This is a genomic window from Luteimonas aestuarii, assembly GCF_004357985.1.
Taxonomy (GTDB): Bacteria; Pseudomonadota; Gammaproteobacteria; order Xanthomonadales; family Xanthomonadaceae; genus Luteimonas; species Luteimonas aestuarii.
In genome coordinates this window covers 1-22,579 of record NZ_SMTF01000010.1, presented here as the reverse complement: position 1 = coordinate 22,579, position 22,579 = coordinate 1, and the positions used below count along the sequence as shown (strand labels likewise).

At 69.0% G+C, this 22,579-nt stretch carries 22 protein-coding genes; 16 read left to right on the top strand and 6 right to left on the bottom strand.

The annotated features are described in order from the left end of the window. Window positions 1-971 precede the first annotated feature (971 nt). The 7 genes from queF to E2F46_RS11915 all read left to right on the top strand — a co-directional run bounded on the left by queF (window position 972) and on the right by E2F46_RS11915 (window position 8,248). A complete protein-coding gene (queF, locus tag E2F46_RS11945) occupies window positions 972-1,796 on the top strand; it encodes an NADPH-dependent 7-cyano-7-deazaguanine reductase QueF (RefSeq protein WP_133322322.1) in 825 nt (274 codons plus the stop codon). A gap of 419 nt (window positions 1,797-2,215) precedes the next feature. After that, window positions 2,216-2,560 carry a LysM peptidoglycan-binding domain-containing protein gene (locus E2F46_RS11940; RefSeq protein WP_133322320.1) on the top strand — a complete coding sequence of 115 codons (345 nt, stop codon included), beginning with the start codon at window positions 2,216-2,218 and terminating at the stop codon, window positions 2,558-2,560. A 51-nt stretch (window positions 2,561-2,611) separates the two neighbouring features. Beyond that, window positions 2,612-3,088 carry a hypothetical protein gene (locus E2F46_RS11935; protein ID WP_133322318.1) on the top strand — a complete coding sequence of 159 codons (477 nt, stop codon included), beginning with the start codon at window positions 2,612-2,614 and terminating at the stop codon, window positions 3,086-3,088. Between the two features lie 177 nt (window positions 3,089-3,265). Beyond that, window positions 3,266-5,500 carry an NADP-dependent isocitrate dehydrogenase gene (locus E2F46_RS11930; RefSeq protein WP_133322316.1) on the top strand — a complete coding sequence of 745 codons (2,235 nt, stop codon included), beginning with the start codon at window positions 3,266-3,268 and terminating at the stop codon, window positions 5,498-5,500. A 44-nt stretch (window positions 5,501-5,544) separates the two neighbouring features. Further along, window positions 5,545-6,396 carry a class I SAM-dependent methyltransferase gene (locus tag E2F46_RS11925; protein ID WP_341777562.1) on the top strand — a complete coding sequence of 284 codons (852 nt, stop codon included), beginning with the start codon at window positions 5,545-5,547 and terminating at the stop codon, window positions 6,394-6,396. 72 nt (window positions 6,397-6,468) lie between these two features. Continuing rightward, window positions 6,469-7,002, top strand: coding sequence for a pseudouridine synthase (locus E2F46_RS11920; RefSeq protein ID WP_133322314.1), 534 nt, complete (start codon window positions 6,469-6,471; stop codon window positions 7,000-7,002). 136 nt (window positions 7,003-7,138) lie between these two features. After that, entirely contained in the window at window positions 7,139-8,248 is a 1,110-nt protein-coding gene (locus E2F46_RS11915) for a hybrid sensor histidine kinase/response regulator (protein ID WP_165967449.1), read from the top strand. An 85-nt stretch (window positions 8,249-8,333) separates the two neighbouring features. Here E2F46_RS11915 and E2F46_RS17480 read toward each other — a convergent pair whose 3' ends face one another. Continuing rightward, entirely contained in the window at window positions 8,334-8,696 is a 363-nt protein-coding gene (locus E2F46_RS17480; RefSeq protein WP_165967448.1) for a hypothetical protein, read from the bottom strand. Between the two features lie 496 nt (window positions 8,697-9,192). Beyond that, the gene (gene hrpB, locus E2F46_RS11905) at window positions 9,193-11,898 is read right to left on the bottom strand and encodes an ATP-dependent helicase HrpB (protein WP_425599831.1); all 2,706 of its coding nucleotides are present in this window, start codon (window positions 11,896-11,898) and stop codon (window positions 9,193-9,195) included. Between the two features lie 86 nt (window positions 11,899-11,984). Between hrpB and E2F46_RS11895 the strand changes: the two genes are divergently transcribed. Then, window positions 11,985-12,776: a TatD family hydrolase gene (locus E2F46_RS11895; RefSeq protein WP_133322310.1), complete on the top strand. Its 792-nt coding sequence runs from the start codon at window positions 11,985-11,987 to the stop codon at window positions 12,774-12,776. A 9-nt stretch (window positions 12,777-12,785) separates the two neighbouring features. Here the strand turns inward: E2F46_RS11895 and E2F46_RS11890 are convergent, their stop codons facing one another. From E2F46_RS11890 to E2F46_RS11880, 3 genes are all read right to left on the bottom strand, one after another. Then, window positions 12,786-13,853 carry an OmpA family protein gene (locus E2F46_RS11890; RefSeq protein ID WP_133322308.1) on the bottom strand — a complete coding sequence of 356 codons (1,068 nt, stop codon included), beginning with the start codon at window positions 13,851-13,853 and terminating at the stop codon, window positions 12,786-12,788. Between the two features lie 75 nt (window positions 13,854-13,928). Further along, window positions 13,929-14,714 (bottom strand): ABC transporter permease, encoded by a 786-nt coding sequence (locus tag E2F46_RS11885; protein WP_133322495.1) that lies wholly within the window; start codon window positions 14,712-14,714, stop codon window positions 13,929-13,931. Between the two features lie 26 nt (window positions 14,715-14,740). Continuing rightward, window positions 14,741-15,712, bottom strand: coding sequence for an ABC transporter ATP-binding protein (locus tag E2F46_RS11880; RefSeq protein ID WP_133322306.1), 972 nt, complete (start codon window positions 15,710-15,712; stop codon window positions 14,741-14,743). A 132-nt stretch (window positions 15,713-15,844) separates the two neighbouring features. On the opposite strand from E2F46_RS11880, the gene E2F46_RS11875 reads away from it, so the two are divergent. The 8 genes from E2F46_RS11875 to E2F46_RS11845 all read left to right on the top strand — a co-directional run bounded on the left by E2F46_RS11875 (window position 15,845) and on the right by E2F46_RS11845 (window position 22,317). Then, complete coding sequence (locus tag E2F46_RS11875) at window positions 15,845-16,555, top strand: ferredoxin--NADP reductase (protein ID WP_133322493.1); 711 nt, start codon at window positions 15,845-15,847, stop codon at window positions 16,553-16,555. 78 nt (window positions 16,556-16,633) lie between these two features. Further along, a complete protein-coding gene (locus E2F46_RS17475) occupies window positions 16,634-17,839 on the top strand; it encodes a M50 family metallopeptidase (protein WP_165967447.1) in 1,206 nt (401 codons plus the stop codon). 77 nt (window positions 17,840-17,916) lie between these two features. Next, window positions 17,917-18,084 carry a hypothetical protein gene (locus E2F46_RS17470; RefSeq protein WP_165967446.1) on the top strand — a complete coding sequence of 56 codons (168 nt, stop codon included), beginning with the start codon at window positions 17,917-17,919 and terminating at the stop codon, window positions 18,082-18,084. A 3-nt stretch (window positions 18,085-18,087) separates the two neighbouring features. After that, complete coding sequence (locus E2F46_RS11865; protein WP_133322304.1) at window positions 18,088-18,666, top strand: hypothetical protein; 579 nt, start codon at window positions 18,088-18,090, stop codon at window positions 18,664-18,666. 10 nt (window positions 18,667-18,676) lie between these two features. Next, complete coding sequence (locus tag E2F46_RS11860; RefSeq protein WP_133322302.1) at window positions 18,677-18,877, top strand: helix-turn-helix transcriptional regulator; 201 nt, start codon at window positions 18,677-18,679, stop codon at window positions 18,875-18,877. Then, window positions 18,874-20,391, top strand: coding sequence for an alpha/beta fold hydrolase (locus tag E2F46_RS11855; protein WP_133322301.1), 1,518 nt, complete (start codon window positions 18,874-18,876; stop codon window positions 20,389-20,391). The genes E2F46_RS11860 and E2F46_RS11855 overlap by 4 nt, the downstream gene beginning before the upstream one ends. Before the next feature lies 1 nt (window position 20,392). Continuing rightward, window positions 20,393-21,151: an ABC transporter ATP-binding protein gene (locus E2F46_RS11850; RefSeq protein WP_133322299.1), complete on the top strand. Its 759-nt coding sequence runs from the start codon at window positions 20,393-20,395 to the stop codon at window positions 21,149-21,151. Continuing rightward, window positions 21,148-22,317, top strand: a complete 1,170-nt coding sequence (locus E2F46_RS11845; protein ID WP_133322297.1) for an ABC transporter permease — start codon at window positions 21,148-21,150, stop codon at window positions 22,315-22,317. Before E2F46_RS11850 ends, E2F46_RS11845 begins: the two co-directional genes overlap by 4 nt. A gap of 71 nt (window positions 22,318-22,388) precedes the next feature. Here E2F46_RS11845 and E2F46_RS11840 read toward each other — a convergent pair. After that, a partial coding sequence (locus E2F46_RS11840; RefSeq protein WP_133322295.1) for an energy transducer TonB occupies window positions 22,389-22,579 on the bottom strand: 191 nt, incomplete at its 5' end.

Sequence of the window (22,579 nt, the reverse complement as noted above, 5' to 3'; positions counted from 1 at the left end):
TTTCCGGGAGATGCGAAGCGTTCCGCCCGCTTCGCGGCCGGGTAACTTTCTCTTGCTGGCCCAAGAGAAAGTCACCAAAGAGAAGGGCCTTTCCCCGACGGAGCTCACCGGCCATGCGTGTCTCGACGGGATTTTTCGACAGGACATCCATGTCCTGTCGAAAAACGCCCGGCGTCCATGCCGGGCGCCCTCCGGGTCTACAAGCAACGTTTCAGCTGGTCGTAGATCAGAAGCTTGAGCTTCGTCATCCCGGCAACTTTCAACAGGCGAATGTCTGGTCAAGCCGGGACGTAGTGCTTTTGCACTTCACTCCAATGCGGCGAAGATGCTGGGTCCCGGCTTGCGCCGGGATGACGGCTCCCAAACTCTTCTGGGGAACTGCGACCGAATTTTCCAGACCCGTAGGGCGCCGCACATGGGTGAGGAGGTGCGCTTGCGAGCCACTGGCTCGCGCACCGACGAACGCCCGCGCCGCTGGCGCGGGCCGGCCTTTGGCTGCGAAGCAGACAAAGTGCGGCGTTTTCCGACCGAGCCGCGCCAAACGTTGTCTTCCAGCTCAACTAGGATGAACGCGTCGCAACGCGTGACAACATGAACGCGCCCAAAGAGCAGCTCTGTGGCGAGTCGGAAAATCCCGACGTACTCTCCGCCCGATCGTTAGCTCCGTCAGGGAAGGGCCCTTTCTTTTGGTTACTTTTCTTGACCGGCTTCGCCGTTCGATTCGCAGTGGGCAAGCAAAGAAAAGTAACCTGCCGAAAGGCGGAAGCCTTTGCTGTTGCTCTGGCAACGGGATGCGAAAGCAACGTCCTTGGGTCCCCGCCTTCGCGGGGATGACGCATCATCAGTGTTGACGAGCACCTCATGTCACGTTCTGCCGCATGGCATTGCGGTTCAGTGCGGAAGGGAGTGACGTGCGGCGCTTGGCAGCCACCTTGCCGCCAACCGAACACCCCACGCCCTAGAATGCCCCCATGCCCACCCCAGAAGACTCCCTGCTCGGCCGCGAGGTCGCGTATCCCGCGCATTACGACCCTGCGCTGCTGTTCCCGATCCCGCGCGCTCCCGCGCGCGCCGAGACCGGGATTGGTGCGGACGCGGCGCTGCCGTTCATCGGCCACGACCGCTGGCATGCCTATGAGCTGTCCTGGCTGGACGGTCGCGGCAAGCCGGTGGTCGAGACCGCCACCATCACCGTGCCGGCGACCACGCCGCACCTGGTCGAATCCAAGTCGCTGAAGCTCTACCTCAACTCGCTCAACGGCACGCGCTTCGACGAGGCCGATGCGGTGCGCAGCCGCATCGCGGCGGATTTGTCGCAGGCCACGGGTGCGGTCGTGGAGGTTGCATTCGGCCTGCCGCCGTTCACCGACGGCGAAGCGAACGACGCCACCTGCATCGACGCGCTGGAGGTCGACATCGACCACTACGGTCCGCCCGATGCCGGCCTGCTGCGCGCCGAAGACGGCCACGTGGTCGAGGAAACCTTGCGCAGCGACCTGCTGAAGTCGAACTGCCCGGTCACCGGCCAGCCCGACTGGGCCGGCGTGCGCATCGCCTATCGCGGGCCGCGGATCGATCGCGAGGGCCTGCTGCGCTACGTGGTGTCGTTCCGCGACCACGCCGGGTTCCACGAGCAGTGCGTCGAACGCATGTTCGTGGACCTGCTGGCACGCTGCCGCCCGGAGCGGCTGTCGGTGGAAGCGCGCTACACCCGCCGCGGCGGGCTGGACATCAATCCGTGGCGGGCGACGCCGGGCCACGCGGCGCCGGTGGCGATCCGCGACCTGCGGCAGTAGTCGTTCCCGCGCAGGCCGGGTGGACGGCTGCGGTTGGCCATCGACGGCCAACCGGACCGAACGCTGGTTGCTGTGCGAGGGAGAAGGCCCGATGCCTGCGCGTCCAAGTCTATGAATCTTCTGGGGAATCGATGTTCCGCCCGGATCAGCGCTGCGTCCGGGCATGGCGTGCCGTCGTTCCCGCCCGGCGTCCATGGGTTTTCGACCACCGGCCCTGGCGCACAGCGCTCGGGCGTTCGCCCGGATGCGGGCCGATGGCTCGCAAGCAATCCGACTTCACCCCGGCCTGCGCGGGGATGACGGGGAAGGCCATCTCCGGCAGGTCAACGCCCGCAGGCGGTACCGGCCGCGCCCAACCGCTTTTTAACGCGCCCCGTGCCAATGTTCGCGCCGCTGTATCCACAGGGGAGGAGCCCCGCATGAGCAACGACAAGAAACCGGATTTTTCGAACGTCCAGGGCAGCGTGACCAGCACCGAGCAGGCCGCGCCACCCAAGCCTGATTTCAGCAACGTGCAGTCGTCCGTCACCTCCACCGAGGAGATGATCGGAGGCCAGGAACGCACCTACACCATCGAGAAGGGCGACACGCTGTCCGCCGTCTCGCAGCGTTTCTATGGCAAGGCGAAGTTCTGGCGACAGATCTTCGAGGCCAACCAGGACACGCTGGACAATCCCGACCGTATCTTCCCGGGCCAGGTCATCCGCCTGCCCGCGATCGACATCGATGGCGACGGCACGCCCGACGAGCCGACCGCGGGCTGACCCGCATACCCCCCATTCCCCGCAATCCAGAAATCCAGAAAGGAACTCCAGATGAAGACCACCCGACTGTCCCAGGCCCTGCTGGTTGCCGTGATCGGCAGCGTTGCGCTGATCGGCTGCAAGAAGAAGGAAGAGGCGCCCGCGCCGGCACCGACCGCGCAGCCTGCCACCGCGCCGGCGACCCAGGCGGCTGCCGCCACCGTGTCCGTCACCGGCGTCACGCTGGGCAAGGATGCAGGCGCCACGCTGTCCACCACCACGTTCGCGCCCGGCGACAGCATCCACGCCAACGTCGCCACCCAGACCAGTGACCCGGCCGCGGCCGTGACCGGCACGCTGTCGGCCACGTGGACGCACGTCGACAGCAACCAGACCGTGCATGAGGAATCCAAGGATTTCTCGTTCACCGGCCCGGGCACCACCACGTTCCAGATCAGCAAGCCCGACGGCTGGCCGACCGGCAAGTACAGCGTGGCCATCGCGCTGAACGGCAGCGCGGTCAGCACCACCGAGTTCGAAGTGCGCTGAGCCGCTTGCAACCGCAATGACGAAAGGGGCGCGGCGCAAGCCGTGCCCCTTTTGCTTGCGCGCCGCACCACGCGTTTTGCCCCGGCCCCTGCAAACCGCGACAATGCGCGTTCCCTCCCGCATGCCGCGGCCGCGATGCCTCGCCATCGCGCATCCCTCCGCCCCACAGGTATCCGCATGTCCGACACGCCGAAGATCCTCTACACCCTGACCGACGAAGCGCCGTTCCTGGCCACCGCATCGTTCCTGCCGATCGTGCAGGCCTTCGCCGGCGCCGCGGGCATCGCGGTGGAGACGCGCGACATCTCGCTGTCGGGCCGCATCCTGGCGCAGTTCCCGGAACTGCTGACCCACAACCAGCGCGTCAACGACGACCTGGCCGAACTGGGCGAGCTGGCGAAGACGCCGGAAGCCAACATCATCAAGCTGCCCAACATCAGCGCCTCGGTGCCGCAGCTCAAGGCGGCGATCAAGGAGCTGCAGGCGCAGGGCCACGCGCTGCCGGATTACACCGATGACCCGAAGACCGACGCAGAGAAGGACGCGCGCGCCCGCTATGCCAGGGCGATGGGCAGCGCGGTCAACCCGGTGCTGCGCGAAGGCAATTCCGACCGCCGCGCGCCGAAGTCGGTGAAGGCCTACGCGCAGAAGCATCCGCACCGCATGGGCCAGTGGGCCGGCGACTCGAAGTCGCACGTCGCGCACATGGCCGACGGCGATTTCTACGGCAGCGAGCAGTCGGCGACGATGGCGCAGGCCGGCAGCCTGAGGATCGAGTTCACCGGCAACGACGGCAGCACCCGGGTGCTGAAGGACGCGGTGAAGGTGCAGGCCGGCGAGATCGTCGATGCCGCGCGCATGTCGCGCAAGGCGCTGTCGGCGTTCGTCGCCCGCGAAATCGCCGATGCGAAGGCGCAAGGCGTGCTGTTCTCGCTGCACCTCAAGGCGACGATGATGAAGGTCTCCGACCCGATCATGTTCGGCGTGGTGGTGCGCGAGTTCTACAAGGCCGCGCTGGACAAGCATGCCGATGCGCTGGCGCAGGCCGGGTTCGATGCCAACAACGGCATCGGCGACCTGTACGCGCGCCTGGGCACGCTGCCGCAGGACGTGCAGGACGCCATCACCGCCGACATCGCCGCGGTGTACGCCGATGCGCCGGGGCTGGCGATGGTCAATTCCGACAAGGGCATCACCAACCTGCACGTGCCCAGCGACGTGATCGTCGATGCGTCGATGCCGGCGATGATCCGCGACAGCGGCGGCATGTGGAATGCCGAAGGCAAGCTGCAGGATGCGAAGGCGGTGATCCCGGACCGCTGCTACGCCGGCATCTACCAGGCGGTGATCGAGGACTGCAAGGCCAACGGCGCGTTCGACCCGGCGACGATGGGCAGCGTGCCCAACGTCGGCCTGATGGCGCAGAAGGCCGAGGAGTACGGCAGCCACGACAAGACCTTCCAGGCGCCGGGCGACGGCACCATCCGCGTCGTCGACGTGGATGGAAACACCGTGTTCGAACACGCGGTCGAGGCCGGCGACATCTGGCGCATGTGCCAGACCAAGGATGCGCCGATCCAGGACTGGGTGAAGCTGGCGGTCGACCGGGCGCGCATCAGCGGCGCGCCGGCGGTGTTCTGGCTCGACAAGGCCCGTGCGCACGATGCGCAGGTGATCGCCAAGGTCGAGCAATACCTGAAGGACCACACCACCACGTCGCTCGACCTCCGCATCCTGCCGCCGGTCGAGGCGATGAAGCTGTCGCTGGAACGCATCCGCCGGGGCGAGGACACCATCAGCGTCACCGGCAACGTACTGCGCGACTACCTGACCGACCTGTTCCCGATCATGGAACTGGGCACCAGCGCCAAGATGCTGTCGATCGTGCCGCTGATGGCCGGCGGCGGCCTGTTCGAGACCGGTGCCGGCGGCAGCGCGCCCAAGCACGTGCAGCAGTTCATGGAGGAAAACTACCTGCGCTGGGATTCGCTGGGCGAGTTCCTGGCGCTGGCCGCGTCGCTGGAACACATCAGCCAGCGTTGGCTCAACTCGCAGGCGCCGGTGCTGGCGAAGGCGCTGGACGAAGCCAACGGCCGGTTCCTCGACACCGACAAGTCGCCGGGCCGCAAGCTGGGCACGATCGACAACCGCGGCAGCCACTTCTACCTCGCCCTGTACTGGGCGCAGGCGCTGGCCGCGCAGGACGACGATGCGGCGTTGAAGGCGCGGTTCGCGCCGCTGGCGCAGGCCCTGTCGGACAACGAAGGCAAGATCGTCGCCGAGCTCAACGCCGTGCAAGGTCGCGGCGTGGACATCGGCGGCTACTACCGCCCGGACATGGTGAAGGTCACCGCGGCGATGCGCCCCAGCGACACCTTCAACGCCGCGCTGGCAGCGTTGTCGGGGTCTTAACCCGTCGCCACGCACGCTCGCACACCCGTACGAGGAGAGAGGACATGCACCACACCCTGCTTGCCTGCGCCCTGCTGGCGCTTTCCCCCCTGGTCTTCGCCGCCGGGCCGTCGGCCACCACGCCGCCACCGCCCGCGCACCACGCCGAGCCTTCGGCGGAGCTGCGCGCCGCCGTTGCCGGCGAGTGGCGCACCGCGGAGTTCCGTGCACGCGACGGCTTCCGCAACCCGGCGGAGACGCTGGCGTTCTTCGGCCTGCAGCCTGGCCACACCGTCGTGGAGATCACCCCCGGCGGCGGCTGGTACGCCGAGATCCTGGCGCCGTACCTGCGCGATGGCGGCACCTATGTGGCGGCGATCGTCGATCCGGCCGCGCTGCCCGAAGGCCGTGGCCGCGATTACCAGCAGCGGCAGAAGGATGCGCTGGAAAAGAAGTTCGCCGATGCGCCCGCACAGTATGGCCAGGCCACCTTCGTCGCCTACGATCCGGCCGCGCCCAACTTCGGCACGCCCGGTTCCGCCGACCTGGTGGTGACCTTCCGCAACGTGCACAACTGGCGCGGCAGCGGCCAGGCCGAGGGCATGTTCAAGGGCTTCTACGACGTGCTGAAGCCGGGCGGCGTGCTGGGCGTGGTGGAGCACCGCGCCAATGCCGACGTGCCGGACGACGACCGCACCGGCTACGTCGGCGAGGCGCAGGTGATCGCGATGGCCGAGGCCGCGGGGTTCACGCTGGATGGCAAGAGCGAGGTCAACGCCAATCCGCGCGACACCAAGGACCATCCCAACGGCGTGTGGACGCTGCCGCCCGGCAACAACCACGACGCCGAGGATGCCGCGAAATACCAGGCCATCGGCGAAAGCGACCGCATGACCCTGCGTTTCATCAAGCGCTGACTCCGTCCCGGTGATGGCCTGGGTGCGAGGACGGCCCTGCGGGGCCGTCCTGCATTCCGGCGTCGCGAATCCATGCTCATCGCGTTCAACAAGCCCTATGGCGTGCTCTGCCAGTTCACCGACCGCAGCGCGCCGCCGCGGCCCACACTGGCAGGGTTCGGCCTGCCGCCGGGCGTGTACCCCGCGGGGCGGCTGGACCACGACAGCGAAGGCCTGCTGCTGCTGACCGACGACGGCGCTTTGGCTCATCGCCTGACCGATCCGCGGCACAAGCAACCCAAGACGTACTGGGTGCAGGTGGAAGGCGAGCCGGGTGCGGCAGCGCTGCAGGCGTTGCGGCAGGGCGTGGCGCTCAACGATGGTCCTACACGACCGGCGGATGTGCGCCGGATCGAGCCGCCTGAACTGTGGCCTCGCGATCCACCGGTGCGGTTCCGCAAGACCGTGCCGGATGCCTGGCTGGAGCTCGTACTCCGGGAGGGCCGCAACCGGCAGGTCCGGCGGATGACGGCGGCCGTCGGACTGCCCACGCTGCGACTGGTGCGGGTGGCGATCGGACCGCATGGCCTGGATGGATTGCAACCTGGACGGTGGCGGAAAACGTGATTCGGATCGCATTTCCTGGACAGCTGGAACACCTTCGCTGAACCGCATTCAGCTTCGTCACCACAATGCATCCGGTTTTGGTAACGTCTCCGCCGCCGCGCATGGGGACGCGGTATCCAGCCAGTTTGGGAGCTGCATGACTGCCCGCCGCCAACGCCTGACCGGCAGGATCCTGATCGTCGACGATCAGCCTGCGAACCTGCATGTCGTCAGCACGCTGCTGGCGCGGCATGGCTATGAAGTGACGACGGCCGCCAACGGCGAGGTCGCGCTGGAGATGCTGCAGACGCAGCCGCCCGACCTGGTGCTGCTGGACATGCTGATGCCGGGCATGGACGGGTTCGAACTGATGGCCGAGATCCGCCGGCAGCCGGAGCTCGCACAGTTGCCGGTGGTGTTCCTGACCGTCGCGCAGGACCGCGACCTGCTGCTGCGCGCGTTCGAAACCGGTGCCGTGGACTATGTCACCAAGCCGTTCATGCCGGAGGAACTGCTGGCGCGCGTGGAGGCGCACCTGGGCCTGAAGCGCATGCGCGACCGGCTTGAGCGCGTGGCGCGCGAGCGCCAGGAGCTGGTGAACCTGGTCGCGCACGATCTCAAGAACCCGCTGACCAGCGTGCATTTCGCAATCGACATCCTGCTCGCCGGGGGCGTGTCCGACGAGCGCCGCGCGCGCTATTTCAGGATGATCCGCGAAAGTACCGACGATGCTTTCGGCTACATCCGCCGCTACCTGGAGACGCAGGCCGCATCGGTGAGCACCCCACAGGCCGGGGATGACGCGGCGGTCGCCTCGGTCGGCGAACTGCTGCAGTGGCTCGAAGGCCGCTACGCGCTGCAGCTGGAAGCACAGGGGTCACGGCTGCGGCTTCCCGACCTGCCGGACCCGCCGCGGATCCGCATCGACCCGGTGGTGCTGCGCCAGGTGTGCGAGAACATGATCAGCAACGCGCTGAAGTACGCGCCCGGGAGCGACCTCGACATCAGCGTGTGCAGTGGTGGCCCGGGCTTCTGGCAGATCCATTTCGAGGATCGCGGCCCCGGCATCCCGGCATCGCAGCGCGAGGCATTGTTCACGCCGTTCTTCCGCATCGAGGGCAGCCGCGACGACGGCGTGTCCAGCGGCCTGGGCCTGTCGCTGGCGCGACAGATCGTGGGCAACCTGGGTGGCGAACTCTGGTACGAGGACCGCGACGGCGGTGGCGCGCGATTCGTGATTTCGCTGCCGCAGGCACCCGGGTCCTGAAGCGCGCGGGATGACGCGCATCAACGGCGCTCAGAACAACGCCCGGCACCGGGCCGGGCATCGGGAACCGTCGCTGGCGGACTGATTACTGCTTCGCGCGCGGGCTCGTGCGGGCACGCGTAGCCGTCTTGCGAGCGCGCGGGGCGGCACGCTTGGCGTCGACGCGCTTGGACTTGCCCTCGATCACGGCACCGTTGCCATTGGCCTTCTTGCGCTGGTGGCGCACCGCCAGCCAGACCACGCCAGCGCCGACCGCCGCGGCCACCGCCACGGCGGGATTGCGACGGACGAATGAGCCAACCACCCGGCTACCGGTCTTCGCCGCGCCCAGGGCGACGCCGGTCTGCAGCCACTTGCTGGCGTTGCCGGGCACGGCACCACGCAGGTTGTCGCCAACCTGGCCGACGAGGTCCATGACCTTGCTGGAGTACGAATCGAGTCTGCTCATCGTTCTGCTTCCTTGGAGATAAGGCGACGGCGCGGATGCGGTGGGAGGGATCGCCCGGAGGCAGCCACTGCCCGCCGGCCCATGGCCGTGGTCGGACGAGTCTGCCGCCGCACCCGTGGATTGCGCGTGATCGCGGCCGCATCCAGTCAGGAGCCGTTGGGGTGTGCGCCGGTGACGGCAGTGGCTTCCAGGGCACGGGCGGGCAGGTATGGCGGCAAACGGAAGGCGGGTCCTCACCCTGCTTGGGGGACATTGCGCCCCGACTGGGCCGGGGGCGGAGGAGGCACGCGCAATGTCCCATGGACGCGGTCCTGATCGCGCGTCGCGCCGCTGCGCTGCACGCCATGAAGCCGGGTGCACGGAGGCGCGTCACGCGTGCCGGCGCCGCATGTCTCTGCGCACACAGGGGTCGGTCGCGGGTGTCATCGCCCATCCTTGTGGCGTGCACGGGGCCTCGCCCGCCCCCGGTGACGCTCGCAACCCGCCACGCCCCTCGTTACGTGCCGCGCGGCTTGGCGCGATGCGTGGCGATGGCGTTCCAGGGATCGTCCGGCCACGGATGCTTCGGATACCTCCCTTTCATTTCCTTCCTCACGTCCGGGTACGTGCGGTCCCAGAAGCCGCGCAGGTCCTGCGTGACCTGCAGCGGTCGCCCGGCGGGCGAGAGCAGGTGCAGGGTCAGCGGGATGCGGCCGTCGGCGATGCGTGGCGTTTCGGCCAGGCCGAACAGTTCCTGCAGCTTCACCGCCAGCACCGGCGCTTCCGGCGCGCCGTCGTGGGCAAGCGCGTACTCGATCCGCCGCTCCAGGCCGGAGGGCACCACGATGCGTGCAGGCGCCAGTGCGTCGACCTGCTGGCGCAACGGCCAGTCCAGCTGCGCGCGCAGGCCTTCCGCGAAGGCCTCGGACGAGAGCGCATCGATCCGGGTGCCGCCTTCGAACAGCGGCAACAGCCACGCCTCGCGCGACGCCAGCAGCACGGCGTCGGACAGGTCGGGCAGCGCGAGTTCCGGCATCCATGCGCGCAACGACTGTGCGCGTGCGCGCCATTGGCGCAGGCCGTCGCTCCATGGCAGCGCATCCAGCCCCAGTTCCGCAACGGCGTCGGTCAGCGCGCGCGCCGCCAGTGCGCCGTCGACGCGACCGGCAGGCCGCGCGTCCAGCACGATGCCGTCGAAGCGGCGCACGCGCTCGGCCACGAGCGCGCGCTTGCCGGCATCCCAGCGCACTTCGTCGCGTTCGACGAAACGCGGCGCGAAATCCGCGCGCAGTCGCGCCTCGTCCACCGCCGCGCCGCGCAGCACCAGCGAATCCTTCGCTTCGAAGCGCAACTCGCTGGCCACGATCCAGGGTTCGCCTCGCAGCGTGCTGTCGTCGGCGATGCGCGCCATGCGGCCGTTGGCCAGCGCATAGCGCTGCGGATCGCGTGGATGCACGTGGCCGATGCGGTCGGGAAAGGCATGCGCCAGCAGGTCGCCCAGCGCATGCGCGGGCACTCCGCCCGGCGGCGGTGCCTTTGCGTCGCTGCGGAGGCGCCACTGTCTTGCCGCGGCATCGATGGCGGCCAGGCCGCCGCGATGTGCGTCGGGATCGTTGCGTCCGGCGCGGAAGGCCACCAGCGCAAGCCAGCGCGCGCGCCAGCCGTCGTTGCGCGCGCGCAGCGGGTCGCGCGCCTCGACCAGTGCCGCCAGGTCGCAGGCCAGCGCGCGCTCGGCATCGTCGCGTGCCGCCAGCAGCATCGCCGCCAGCCGCGGATGCGTGCCCAGCTTCAGCATGCGCCGGCCCGTGACTGTCAATGTCACGGCCCCCTCCCCCGCGTGCGGGGGAGGGTTGGGGTGGGGGCCTGTGTCGATCGCTCCCAGCCGCTGCAGCAGATCGCGCGCCGCCGCCAGCGCGCCCGGTGGCGGTGCATCCACGAACCGGAGATCCGACTGTCCCCACGCCGCCAGCTCCAGCGCCAGCCCCGCCAGTTCGACCTGCGCGATCTCGGGTCGCCGCTGCGGCTCCAGCCGCTGCGACTGCGGCCACAGCCGGTACGCGAAGCCTTCGGCGACGCGTCCCGCGCGCCCCGCGCGCTGGTCGGCCGAGGCCTGCGACACCGCCACCACGTCGAGCCGCGAGAAACCGCTGTTGGGATCGAAGCGCGGCTCGCGCGCGAGGCCGCTGTCGATCACCACGCGCACGCCCGGGAGGGTGACGCTGCTCTCGGCGACGTTGGTGGCCAGCACCACGCGGCGACGGTTGCCATCGCCGGGCTGCAGTACGCGCGACTGCTGCTCGACCGGGAGGTCGCCGTGGAGTTCCAGTACGTCGACGCCTTGCCCCCACCCCGACCCTCCCCCGCAAGCGGGGGAGGGAGCGCCCGCCGCTGCTGCTTTGACTCCCTCCCCCGCGCGCGGGGGGTCAGCATGACCTGCGTGCATGGCATTGCCGTGCGGGTCATGCGAACGACTGGCGCGCTGCGCCAGGCCGGGAGGGCCGGGGTGGGGGCGCTCTTGCGACAGCGCCGCCGCCACCCGCGCGATCTCGCGCCGCCCCGGCAGGAACACCAGCACGTCGCCGGGATGCTTCTCCAGCGCGTGCGCCACCGCCCGGCGTACCTGCGGCTCCAGCGCTTCGTCGCGACGCGCGGGGAAGTGTTCGATGCGCACCGGGAAGCTGCGGCCCGCGCTCGACAGGCGCGGCGCATCCAGATGCTGTGCCAAGCGCTCGCCATCCAGCGTGGCCGACATCACCACCAGGCGCAGGTCCTCGCGCAGGCCGGCCTGCACGTCGAGGGCGAGCGCGAGGCCGAGGTCGCCCGCAAGGTGGCGTTCGTGGAACTCGTCGAACAGCAGTGCGCCAATCCCGGTCAGTTCCGGATCGTCCTGCAGCATCCGCGTCAGGATGCCCTCGGTCACCACCTCGATCCGCGTGCGCGCGGAGACGCGGCTTTCGAAGCGGATGCGATAGCCGACCGTACCGCCCACGTCCTCGCCGAGCTGCCTCGCCATGAACATCGCCGCGCTGCGTGCGGCCACGCGACGCGGCTCGAGCATCACGATCTTGCTGCCGCCGAGCCACGGCGCGTCCAGCAACGCCAGCGGCACCTGCGTGGTCTTGCCCGCGCCCGGCGGCGCCTCCAGCACCAGCCGCGTGCGCTCGGCGAGGCTACGCACGATGTCGGGCAGCAACGGCGTGATCGGGAATTCCATGGCCGGCATTGTAGGAGCCCCCCGGCACGATGCTTTGCGTGACCAGGCTGCGCGATGAAGAGCATCGCGACCGGGGGCGCTCCTACAATAGGCGCATGGATCTCATCGACATCGGCGCCAACCTCACCCATGACAGCTTCGACCGCGATCGCGACGCGGTGCTGCAGCGCGCGCGCGATGCGGGCGTGGCGCGGATGGTCGTGACCGGCGCCAGCCGCGCGCATTCGCCGAAGGCGCTGGCGCTCGCGCAGGCGCATCCGGGCGTGCTGTTCGCCACCGCCGGCGTGCACCCGCACCACGCAGCCGAGTACACCGAGGAATGCGATGCCGAGATGCGCGCCCTGCATGCGCATCCCGAGGTGGTGGCGGTGGGCGAAACCGGGCTGGACTACTTCCGCGATTTCTCGCCGCGCCCGGCGCAGCGCAAGGCCTTCGAGCGCCAGCTGCAGATCGGGGTCGAGACGGGCAAGCCGCTGTTCCTGCACCAGCGCGACGCACACGACGACTTCATGGCGGTCATGAAGCAGTTCGACGGCCAGCTTGGCCCGGCGGTGGTGCACTGCTTCACCGGCACGCGAGAGGAACTGTTCGACTACCTCGACCGGGACTGGCACATCGGCATCACCGGCTGGCTCTGCGACGAGCGCCGCGGGCAGCACCTGCGCGGGATCGTGAAGAACATCCCGGCACACCGGCTGATGGTGGAAACCGACGCGCCCTACCTGCTGCCGCGCACCCTCAAGCCGATGCCAAAGGACCGTCGCAACGAACCGGCGTTCCTGCCGCACATCGTCGAGGAGCTGGCGCTGGACCGTAGCGAGGATGTCGCCGTCACCGCAGCCGCGACGGCTGCGACTGCAAAAGCGTTCTTCCGCTTGTCCGGATGACCGGCGCGCTCAGCGCCTGACCAGCTCCACGCGGCGGTTCTGTGCGCGACCGGCCTCGGTGGCGTTGTCGGCGACCGGCGTGTCCGGGCCATGGCCGCTTGCCGACAGGCGATCGGCGCCGATGCCTTCGGCCACCAGCGCATCCACCACTGCCTGCGCACGTGCCTGCGACAGCGTGCGGTTGCGCGCGGCGGTGCCGGTGTCGTCGGTGTGGCCTTCGACCGAGAGCGACAGCGCATCGTCCTGGCGCAGCAGCGCCAGCACCTGTTCGATCTGCGGCTGCGACTCCGGCAGGATCTCGGCCCGGTCCGTGGCGAAGTTGACCTGGATCGCCACGCGGCCATCGGCATCGAGCTGCTGCTTCAGCGCGGAACTCGGCAGCAGGGTCGCCGTCGGCACGAACGGCGCGCTCTCGATGACCATCCAGCTGCCGCTGGCGCTGCTGGCGACGAAGTGGATCCAGATGTTGCGATCGGCGCGCCGGACCAGCCAGGTGGCCGCAGGGTGGTTGTAGACGTCACCGCGACCCTGCGACCGCTGCTGTCCTTCGTCCCAGTCCTTGATGACCTCGCGCGGCACCCGCGAGTCGGTGACCTTCACGCCCCCGGCCTCGGCCACCTGGTGGTCGATGTTGCGGATCACCTCGATTCGCGAGAAACCCTTGCCGGCCCGGCGGTCCGCATGCACCAGGGACTCGAACACCCGGCCCTCGACCCATTCCAGCCGGTCGCCGGTCCACGCCGCCACCCGGTCGAAATCGCGCATCGGGAGCGCACGGTTGGGGTGGTGGTAGCCCTCGGGGAGCGTGAAGTACGGAAAGTCGCCCAACGGCGCGTCGGAGACGGCAACGCTCTCGATCCGGAAGCCCTCTGCGGCATCGGCATTGCCTGCGTCATCCGCGCCGGTCGCGGCCTCGTCGGCGTGTTCGATGGCAGCGGGCGCGGCATCGACGGAGCTGGCTCCAGGCGCGTCGGCGCCTGCCTCTGCGGAAGGCGTTGCGCCACCACAGGCTGCGAGGGCCAACGCGATGCCTGCAACGAGCGAAAGCGTGGGAAGGGGCGTGGCGATCCGCGCCATGTCGATTCTCCTGCAGTGTGGCGATCCGCACGCGCGGTCGGCCACAACCTAACAGATCGACATGCGTGGCTGGTGTCAGCTGCGCAAACCCACGCCCTTCTTCAGCAACCACAGCCCCAGCGCACCCAGCGAGACCACGAAGAAGCCCATCAGCGCGAACGCGATCCACACCGGCACGTCGCTCACGCCCAGCAGGCCGTAGCGGAACGCGTTGACCATGTAGAACACTGGGTTGAAGTGGGTGGCGGTCTCGGCCCATTGCGGCAGCAGCTTCACCGAATAGAACACGCCGCCCAGGTAGGTCAGCGGGGTGAGGATGAAGGTCGGCACGATGGCGACGTCGTCGAACTTCTTCGCGTACACCGCGTTGACGAAGCCGGCCAGCGAGAAGATGGTCGCGCCCAGCAGCACAGTGGCGAAGGTGATCAGCGGGTGCGGGATCTGCACGCGGGTGAAGCACATCGCGATCCCCAGCACGATCACGCCGACCATCAGCCCGCGCATCACCGCACCCGCCACGTAGCCGCCCAGGATCACCCAGCCCGGCATCGGGCTGACCAGCAGCTCCTCGACGTGGCGGCCGAACTTGGCGCCGAAGAAGCTCGACGAGATGTTGCCGTAGCTGTTCTGGATCACGCTCATCATCACCAGGCCCGGGACGATGAACTCCATGTAGCTGAAGCCGCCCATGTCGCCGATGCGGCTGCCGATCAGCCCGCCGAAGATCAGGAAGTACAGCGTCATGGTGATCGCCGGCGGCACCAGGGTCTGGCCCCAGATGCGCAGGATGCGCATCACTTCGCGGCGGACGATGGTGCCCAGCGCCACCCAGTTGGCGCGCGCCGCGCCGCCGTCCGCCATCGTGGCGACCTGTCGGGTGTCGGTGTTCATGCCGCCTGGCTCCCCTGCGCGTCCTGTCCCTGCGCGATCATCCGCACGAACAGTTCCTCCAGCCGGTTGCTCTTGGTGCGCATCGAACGCACGCGGATGCCGGCGGCCTCGAACGCGGCGAACACGCGGTTGAGGTCCATGGCGCGCGGCATGTCGAGGTCGAGGGTGTGGTCGTCGACCGCACGCATCTCGGCGCCGGGGATGTCGGGCAACGCGGCGGGCAGGGTACCGTCGATGTCGAACAGGAAGCCTTCCACGTCGAGCTTGGCCAGCAGCGACTTCATCGGGCCCTGCTCGACGATGGCGCCGCGGTCGATGATGGCGAGGTTGCGGCACAGGCTCTCCGCTTCCTCCAGGTAGTGCGTGGTCAGGATGATGGTGGTGCCGGCGGCGTTGATCTCCTTCAGCGTCTGCCACATGCCGCGGCGGATCTCGATGTCCACGCCGGCGGTGGGTTCGTCGAGGATCAGCAGGCGTGGCCGCGTCATCATCGCGCGGGCGATCATCAGCCGTCGCTTCATGCCGCCCGACAGCGTGCGCGCCATGGTGCGCGACTTGTCCCACAGCAAGGCGCGCTTGAGTTCCTCTTCGGCGCGCGGCAGCGCTTCGCTGCGCGGGATGCCATAGAACCCGGCGTAATTGACCAGGATGTCCAGCGGCTTCTCGAAGAAGTTGAAGTTGATTTCCTGCGGCACCAGGCCGATCAGGCGCATCGCGGCGTCGCGATGCGCGTGCAGGTCGACGCCGAACACCGACACCTCGCCCGCGGTCTTGTTGACCAGCGACGAGACGATGCCGATCAGGGTGCTCTTGCCGGCGCCGTTGGGGCCGAGCAGGGCGAAGAAATCGCCCGGGGCGACGTCCAGCGAGACGCCCTTGAGCGCCTCGACGCCGGTGTCGTAGGTCTTGCGCAGGTCGCGCACCGACAGCGCGGGCGCGCCGGCGACGGGTGTGGGGTTCGGTGTCATGCGGGCTTCCGGCCGCGGCGTTCGCGGCGAAGTCGCTAGTATAGGCGCCCCATCGGCCCACTCCCGGGCCAGACCGTCCCATTCCCGCCCTTGGCCATCGTCCAGTTCCCGCTCAAGCTCACCGCACGGCGCATGCTCGCGCCCAGCGTCGCCCACCTGTCGTTCGTGCGCGACGACGGCCAGCCGCTGGACTACATCCCCGGCCAGTTCATCCAGGTGCACTTCCACTACGCCGACGGCACGGCCACGCGCCGCAGCTATTCGCTGGCCACCGTGCACGACCACGCGCTGGGACCGGGCGAGGCGGTGGAAATCGCGGTGAGTTACGTGCCCGGCGGCGCCGCCACCGCGCTGTTCGAAGGCCTGGCCATGGGCGATGCGATCCAGGCCAGCGGCCCGTTCGGGCGCTTCTGCCTGATGCCGAACGACGCCAACAAGCGCTACCTGCTGATCGCCACCGGCACCGGCGTCACGCCCTACCGCGCGATGCTGCCATTGCTGGAGAAGGCGATTGCCCAACGCGGCATCGAAGTGGTGCTGCTGTTCGGCGCACGCACGCCACAGGAGTTGCTGTACGGCGACGAGTTCCGCGCCTTCGCCGACGCGCACCCGGCGTTCCGCTTCGTGCCCTGCTTCTCGCGCGAGCTGCCGGACGATCCGCACCCGGACGTGCGCCACGGCTACGTGCAGCAGTTCCTCGCCGAATTTTCCCCTGATCCGGCAACCGACATCGCGTACCTGTGCGGAAACCCGAACATGGTCGATGCCTGTTTCGAGTCGCTGAAAGAGGCCGGGCTGCCGGTGCCGCAGATCCGCCGCGAGAAATATGTCAGCAGCAAGTAGCCCTGCTCCCGCCGCGCGATGGCCGGCGGACATGGTCCGCTCGCACCCGCTGGGCCGGAACCCGGGCATCGCGCCGCGATGAGTCCGGACGCCGGCGACGTTGCCGCCCCGCATGCGGCGTTCCTGCCACCACCGGAACCGCCCGCTGCAAAGCGCAAGCCGGGGTGGCGCTCGCTGCTGGTGTTCGTGCTCTGGCTGGTGGCCGGTGGCGTGATCGGCGCACTCGCCGCATGGACGGGCATCGGCCTGCACCGGCTGTCCGGGGCCTGGCTGCCGCCGGTGTCGGCCGGCATCGCGGTGGTGGCCGGCCTGCTGATGCTGTGGCCGCACATCGTGCTGCACGAAGCCGGGCATGCAGTCGCGGGCCTGGCGCGCGGGATGCGGCCGATCGCTTTCGGCGTGGGTCCGCTGCGCTGGGATCGTGGCGAATCGGGCTGGCGGTTCCGCCGTGGCAACGGCATCGCCGGCATCAGCGGCTTCGCTGCGCTGTTGCCGGTGGGCGAGCGCGGGCTGTCGCGCGGCGACCAAGCGCTGTTCCTGTCCGGCGGGCCGCTGGCCAACCTGCTGACCGCCGCCGTCGCGTTCGCGCTGGCGTGGGTGGCCGCCGACAGCCGCTGGCTGGCGTCCGTACTGTTCGGCACGGCGGCCGGGGCGCTGCTGCTGGGGCTGGTGAACCTGTTGCCGTTCCATAGCCAGGGTTGGCGCTCCGACGGGCGCGGCCTGCTGGACCTGCTGCGGGGTTCCCCCGACGCCGCGCTCCAGCAGCGCCTCAACCAGGTGATGGCATTGACGATGGCCGGGGTGCGCCCGCGCGATTGGCCGGACACCCTGCTGCCGGAACCGCCCCCCATCGCCAGTTCACCCACGCCGATGCTCGCCGCCAACGTCCACCTGCTGCGGCTGTCGTGGGCGATGGATCGAGGCGACGACGCCACCGCTGCCGGGTCCGCGCGGCAGCTGACCGCCGCTTACCACGACCTGCCCGTCGCCTTCCGACCGCACCTGGCGACCGCGCTGGCCGGCCATGCCGCACGCAACCTGCGCGATGCCGAGGTGCTGGCTGCGTGGCGACCGCTCTGCGAAGGCGGCATCACCGACCTGTCGTTCATCCGCGCCTGGCTGGATGCCGAACTGGCCGTCCTGACCGGCGCGGCCGACGCCGGCGCGGCCATCGCCGCTGCTCGCGCGCTGCTACCCCTCGCACCGGACCCGGTGACCATGCGCCTGCTGGGCGAGTACCTCGATGCACTGTCCGGACGACTGCCCACACACCGCGCCAACTGAGCCACGTGTCAAGGACGCTTGACAGTTCGCGTCCTGCCGGGCAACCTGTTGTCAAGCTTCCTTGACACGAGGGTTCCATGGACCAACTGCAGACGATGCGCCGGAGCGGCTTCGGCTTCCTGTGTTGCGGCCTGGGCCTGCTGATGGCGGCAGCCGTCGCCGGCCAGCTGCCCTGGGTGGGCATCGTCCTCCCGGTGATCGGCGCGGGCATGGTGGTCATGGCGCGTGCGCGCAGGCCGGGCTGAGCCATGGCGAGCAAACCGATGCGCTGGATGGTGGGCAGTGGACTGGCACTGGCGGCGATCGCGCTGGTGCTGCCGTGGGCATCCGGTGGCCGCGTGCCGGTCGGGGTCGCGGCGGTGTTGCTGCTCAGCGCCTCGATGATCGCCGTGCTGGGGCTGCTGTATCGCCGGGCCGAGGCCTGCGACGTGGCACCGGCCGCGCTGGGCCGCCGCTACACGCGCGAGCTGATGCTGGGCATGGGCACCTATGTCGTCGTGGTGCTGTTGTCCGTCTGGCTGCTCAGGCGCGTGGACGATGTCGCGCTGCGTGCCGTCATCGCGCTGCTGCCGGTGCCGCCGGTGGCCTACGCGGTGCGCGCCATGGTCCGCTACATCCGCGGCGCGGACGAATTGCAGCGGCGCATCGAACTGGAAGCGCTCAGCATCGCCACCGCCTTCGTGTCGCTGCTGTACATGGCGGGCGGGTTCCTGCAGTCGGCGCGTGTCATCGACCTGTCGGCCAGCGCGGCGATGATCTGGGTGCTGCCGCTGGTCTGCTTCTGCTACGGCGTGTGCAAGGCGTTCGTGGCGCGGCGCTACCAGTGAGCCGCGGGCGATGAGAAGCCGCATGCGCGAACTGCGCGAGGCCGCCGGCTGGTCACAAGCGCAGCTGGGCGAGCGTCTGGAGGTTTCACGACAGACGGTCAACGCGATCGAGACCGGCAAGTACGATCCCAGCCTGCCGCTGGCGTTCCGCATCGCCGCCGTGTTCGACGCCACCATCGAATCCATTTTCTTCCCGGAGGAAGGGGCATGATCCAACGAACAAGAACCATCCCGCTGCTGTTGCTGGCCGTGGCGCTGGCCGCGTGCAGCGACGGTGCACACCAGGCCAGCGGTCCGCGCGGCGATGCCGACGGCAAGCTGCATTACGGCGAGATCGCCTTCGAGCCATGCGCGCTCAGCCTGGGCGGCAACCTCTCGGTGGAGGCGCAGTGCGCCACCGTGCCGGTGCCGGAAGACCACGACGCACCCGACGGCCGCCAGATCGACCTCGCCGTCGCCTTCGTGCCCGCCAGCGGCATGGCCGAGCCCGACCCGGTATACATGATCGCCGGCGGCCCCGGCCAATCCGCGCTGGAAAGCTATCCCGGCCTGCACGCGGCGTTCCGCGACGTGCGCCGCAACCGCCACGTGGTGCTGGTGGACGCACGCGGCACCGGCAAGTCGAACCCGTTGCATTGCAGGATCGACGAGGATGATCCGCTGCTCTCCGACCCGACCGCGGAGACGCCGGAAGCGATGCGCGCGTTCACCGAGCAGTGCCGCGACGCACTGTCGAAGGTCGCCGACCTGCGCCTGTACACGACCGGCGACCACATCCGCGACCTCGACCTGGTGCGCAGCAGGCTGGGCGTGGACCGGATCAACCTCGTCGGCGTGTCCTACGGCACCCGCGTCGCCCAGCAATACGCCGCGACCTTCCCCCAGCATACGCGCGCCCTCGTGCTCGACTCGGTGGCGCCGAATACGCTGGTGCTCGGGCAGGAACACGCGCGCAACCTCGAGGATGCACTGGACACGCAGTTCGCGCGCTGTCGCGAGGACGCGGCCTGCCTGGCCAACCTCGGCGATCCGCGCGAGCAACTGGCGCTCGTGCGCGATCGCCTGCAGGCCGGCGGCATCGCGCCGGTGCGCTATCGCGACCCGGTGAGCGGCGACTGGCGTGAGGAAGTACCGCGCTTCGGCCACCTTGCCGGCCTGCTGCGCATGTACACCTACCAGCCGACGATGGCGTCGACCCTGCCGCTGCTGCTGCACGAAGCCGCGCAGGGCCGTTACGAAAGCCTGCTGGCGCAATCGCGGATGCTGTCGCGGCAGCTGGGCGATGCGATCGCCGTGGGCATGGGCCTGTCGGTGGGGTGCGCCGAGGACGTGTCGGAGTTCCGCAACAACCCGGACGACGACGGCACGGTGATGGGCAATGCGCTGGTCGACATGATGACGGCACAGTGCGAGGTGTGGCCGCGCGGCACACGTGCCGACGACTTCCGCACGCCGCTGTCCGGCGACGTTCCGGTGCTGGCGATCAGCGGCGAGTTCGATCCGGTCACGCCCGCGCGCTATGGCGACGAGGTGGTGGAACACCTGCCGAACGGTCGCCACCTGGTGCTGCCGGGACAGGGGCACAGCGTGCTCGGTACCGGCTGCATGCCGAAGCTGTTCGCGCAGTTCATCGAGTCGACCGACGCCAGCGCGCTCGACCCCGCATGCCTGGACCGCCTGTCCGCGCAACCGCCGTTCACCGGCAACTACGGCTGGGAGCCATGAGATGATCTTGATCGACAACCTGCATAAATCCTTCAAGGCGAAGTCCGGCCCCGTCCACGCGGTGAAGGGCGTCGGCTTCGAAGCCCGCGACGGCGAGATCACCGGCCTGCTCGGGCCCAACGGCGCCGGCAAGACCACCACGCTGCGCATGCTGTACACGCTGATGTCGCCCGACCAGGGACGCATCGAGGTGGACGGTATCGACGTTGCGAAGGATCCCACGGCAGTGCGCAAGCGGCTGGGCGTGCTGCCCGACGCGCGCGGCGTGTACAAGCGCCTGACCGCGCGCGAGAACATCGAGTACTTCGGCCACCTGCACGGCCTCGACGACGCGACCATCCGCGCGCGCATCGACGGCATGGCCGACACGCTCAACATGCGCGACTTCCTCGATCGCCGCACCGAGGGCTTCAGCCAAGGCCAGCGCACCAAGACCGCGATCGCACGCGCGCTGGTGCACGACCCGCGCAACGTGATCCTGGACGAGCCGACCAATGGTCTGGACGTGATGACCACGCGCGGGCTGCGCGGCTTCCTGCGCGACCTGAAGGCGGAGGGGCGCTGCGTGATCTTCTCCAGCCACATCATGCAGGAGGTCGCGGCGCTGTGCGATCGCATCGTGGTGATCGCGCACGGCGAAGTGCGCGCCATCGGCACGCCCGATGAATTGCGCGACCAGACCGGGCTGGCGGACCTGGAGGACGTGTTCGTCCGCCTCGCCGCCCTTGAAGCAGAAGGCACCATGGAGGCACGCGCATGAAGACACTCTGGACCGTCGCAAGGAAGGAACTTCTCGACCTGTTCCGCGACCGCCGCACGATGATGCTCAGTTTGTTGCTGGGCCCGATCATGATCCCCGCGCTGATCCTGGGACTGGGGTCGATGGCAGAGAAGAAGGCGCGCACGCAGATGGAGTCGACGCTCGAGCTGCCGGTGATCGGCGCCGAGCACGCGCCCAACCTGGTGGCCTTCCTCAAGACGCGCAACATCGACGCGATGCCCGCAGTGGATGATCCGGACGCCCGCGTGCGTCGCCAGGACGAGGACGTGATCCTGCGCATTCCGCCGACATTCGAGGAACAGTGGCGCGACAGCCGGCCGGCGCAGGTGGAGTTGATCCACGACAGCTCGCGGCAGAACTCCGAGATTCCGGTGCAACGGCTGAACGCGGCGTTGGCCGAATACAGCCGGACCGTCGGCGTGCTTCGCGGGGTGAACCGTGGCATCAGCCCCGAAGCCGCGTTCGCGGTGCAGGTCGCCCAGCGCGACGTGGCCACGCCCGAGTCACGTCGCGGGATGCTGCTGGCCTTCCTGCCTTACATCCTGATCCTGCTGAGTTTCCTCGGCGGCGCGCACCTGGTGATGGACAGTACCGCGGGCGAACGCGAGCGCCAGTCGCTCGAGCCCTTGCTGGCAACCCCGGCATCGCGCTCGGCGATCATGAGCGGGAAGATCCTGGCCGCGTGCCTGTTCGGCATGCTCAGCCTGCTGCTGGTGGTGCTGGCGCTGAAATTCAGCTTCACGATGGCGCCCGGCCCACTGCGACTGGTGGACGTGTCCACGCCGGTGATCCTGAAACTGCTGCTGGTGTTGCTGCCGATGGTGTTGATCGGCACCACGCTGCTGACCCTGATCTCGGCGACCGTGAAGTCGATGAAGGAAGCCCAGGGCTACATGAGCATGCTCATGTTCCTGCCGATCATCCCCACCGTGGTATTGATGGTGAATCCGGTCAAGGACCAGTTGTGGCAGTTCACGGTGCCGTTCCTCGCGCAGAACCAGATGATCCTCAAGCTGGTGCGCAGCGAGGCGATCCAGATGCTGGAGTGGGCGGTGTACCTCGGCGCGGGCTTTGGCCTGGGGCTGTTGCTCTGGCTCGCCGCATCGCGCCTGTACCATCGCGAGAAGCTGGCGATCTCGGCGTAAGGGTCAGCGTTTGCAGCGCGAGATAGAAGGCCCGGCGAAAGCCGGGCTTTTGCCTTGCCTTGTCGCCCGGCTCAGCTTCCGGGATCGAACGCGATCGCACGACGGGTGGTGACTGGCGCGGCCACCGGCTCGAACCGCCAGCGACGCACCGCGGCCACGGCCTCGCGATCGAACACGCGTGGCGGGTTGGCGCGCACCACGCGGGCGTTGGTGACCGAGCCATCGACGCCCACGGTGAACTCCACCTGCACCTCGCCGGAGG

Bases quoted from the DNA above. Each gene is read 5' to 3' on its own strand.
- queF (WP_133322322.1), top strand. From the start codon at position 972: ATGCCCACCCCAGAAGACTCCCTGCTCGGCCGCGAGGTCGCGTATCCC.
- E2F46_RS11940 (WP_133322320.1), top strand. From the start codon at position 2,216: ATGAGCAACGACAAGAAACCGGATTTTTCGAACGTCCAGGGCAGCGTG.
- E2F46_RS11935 (WP_133322318.1), top strand. From the start codon at position 2,612: ATGAAGACCACCCGACTGTCCCAGGCCCTGCTGGTTGCCGTGATCGGC.
- E2F46_RS11930 (WP_133322316.1), top strand. From the start codon at position 3,266: ATGTCCGACACGCCGAAGATCCTCTACACCCTGACCGACGAAGCGCCG.
- E2F46_RS11925 (WP_341777562.1), top strand. From the start codon at position 5,545: ATGCACCACACCCTGCTTGCCTGCGCCCTGCTGGCGCTTTCCCCCCTG.
- E2F46_RS11920 (WP_133322314.1), top strand. From the start codon at position 6,469: ATGCTCATCGCGTTCAACAAGCCCTATGGCGTGCTCTGCCAGTTCACC.
- E2F46_RS11915 (WP_165967449.1), top strand. From the start codon at position 7,139: ATGACTGCCCGCCGCCAACGCCTGACCGGCAGGATCCTGATCGTCGAC.
- E2F46_RS17480 (WP_165967448.1), bottom strand. From the start codon at position 8,696: ATGAGCAGACTCGATTCGTACTCCAGCAAGGTCATGGACCTCGTCGGC.
- hrpB (WP_425599831.1), bottom strand. From the start codon at position 11,898: ATGCCGGCCATGGAATTCCCGATCACGCCGTTGCTGCCCGACATCGTG.
- E2F46_RS11895 (WP_133322310.1), top strand. From the start codon at position 11,985: ATGGATCTCATCGACATCGGCGCCAACCTCACCCATGACAGCTTCGAC.
- E2F46_RS11890 (WP_133322308.1), bottom strand. From the start codon at position 13,853: ATGGCGCGGATCGCCACGCCCCTTCCCACGCTTTCGCTCGTTGCAGGC.
- E2F46_RS11885 (WP_133322495.1), bottom strand. From the start codon at position 14,714: ATGGCGGACGGCGGCGCGGCGCGCGCCAACTGGGTGGCGCTGGGCACC.
- E2F46_RS11880 (WP_133322306.1), bottom strand. From the start codon at position 15,712: ATGACACCGAACCCCACACCCGTCGCCGGCGCGCCCGCGCTGTCGGTG.
- E2F46_RS11875 (WP_133322493.1), top strand. From the start codon at position 15,845: ATGCTCGCGCCCAGCGTCGCCCACCTGTCGTTCGTGCGCGACGACGGC.
- E2F46_RS17475 (WP_165967447.1), top strand. From the start codon at position 16,634: ATGAGTCCGGACGCCGGCGACGTTGCCGCCCCGCATGCGGCGTTCCTG.
- E2F46_RS17470 (WP_165967446.1), top strand. From the start codon at position 17,917: ATGGACCAACTGCAGACGATGCGCCGGAGCGGCTTCGGCTTCCTGTGT.
- E2F46_RS11865 (WP_133322304.1), top strand. From the start codon at position 18,088: ATGGCGAGCAAACCGATGCGCTGGATGGTGGGCAGTGGACTGGCACTG.
- E2F46_RS11860 (WP_133322302.1), top strand. From the start codon at position 18,677: ATGAGAAGCCGCATGCGCGAACTGCGCGAGGCCGCCGGCTGGTCACAA.
- E2F46_RS11855 (WP_133322301.1), top strand. From the start codon at position 18,874: ATGATCCAACGAACAAGAACCATCCCGCTGCTGTTGCTGGCCGTGGCG.
- E2F46_RS11850 (WP_133322299.1), top strand. From the start codon at position 20,393: ATGATCTTGATCGACAACCTGCATAAATCCTTCAAGGCGAAGTCCGGC.
- E2F46_RS11845 (WP_133322297.1), top strand. From the start codon at position 21,148: ATGAAGACACTCTGGACCGTCGCAAGGAAGGAACTTCTCGACCTGTTC.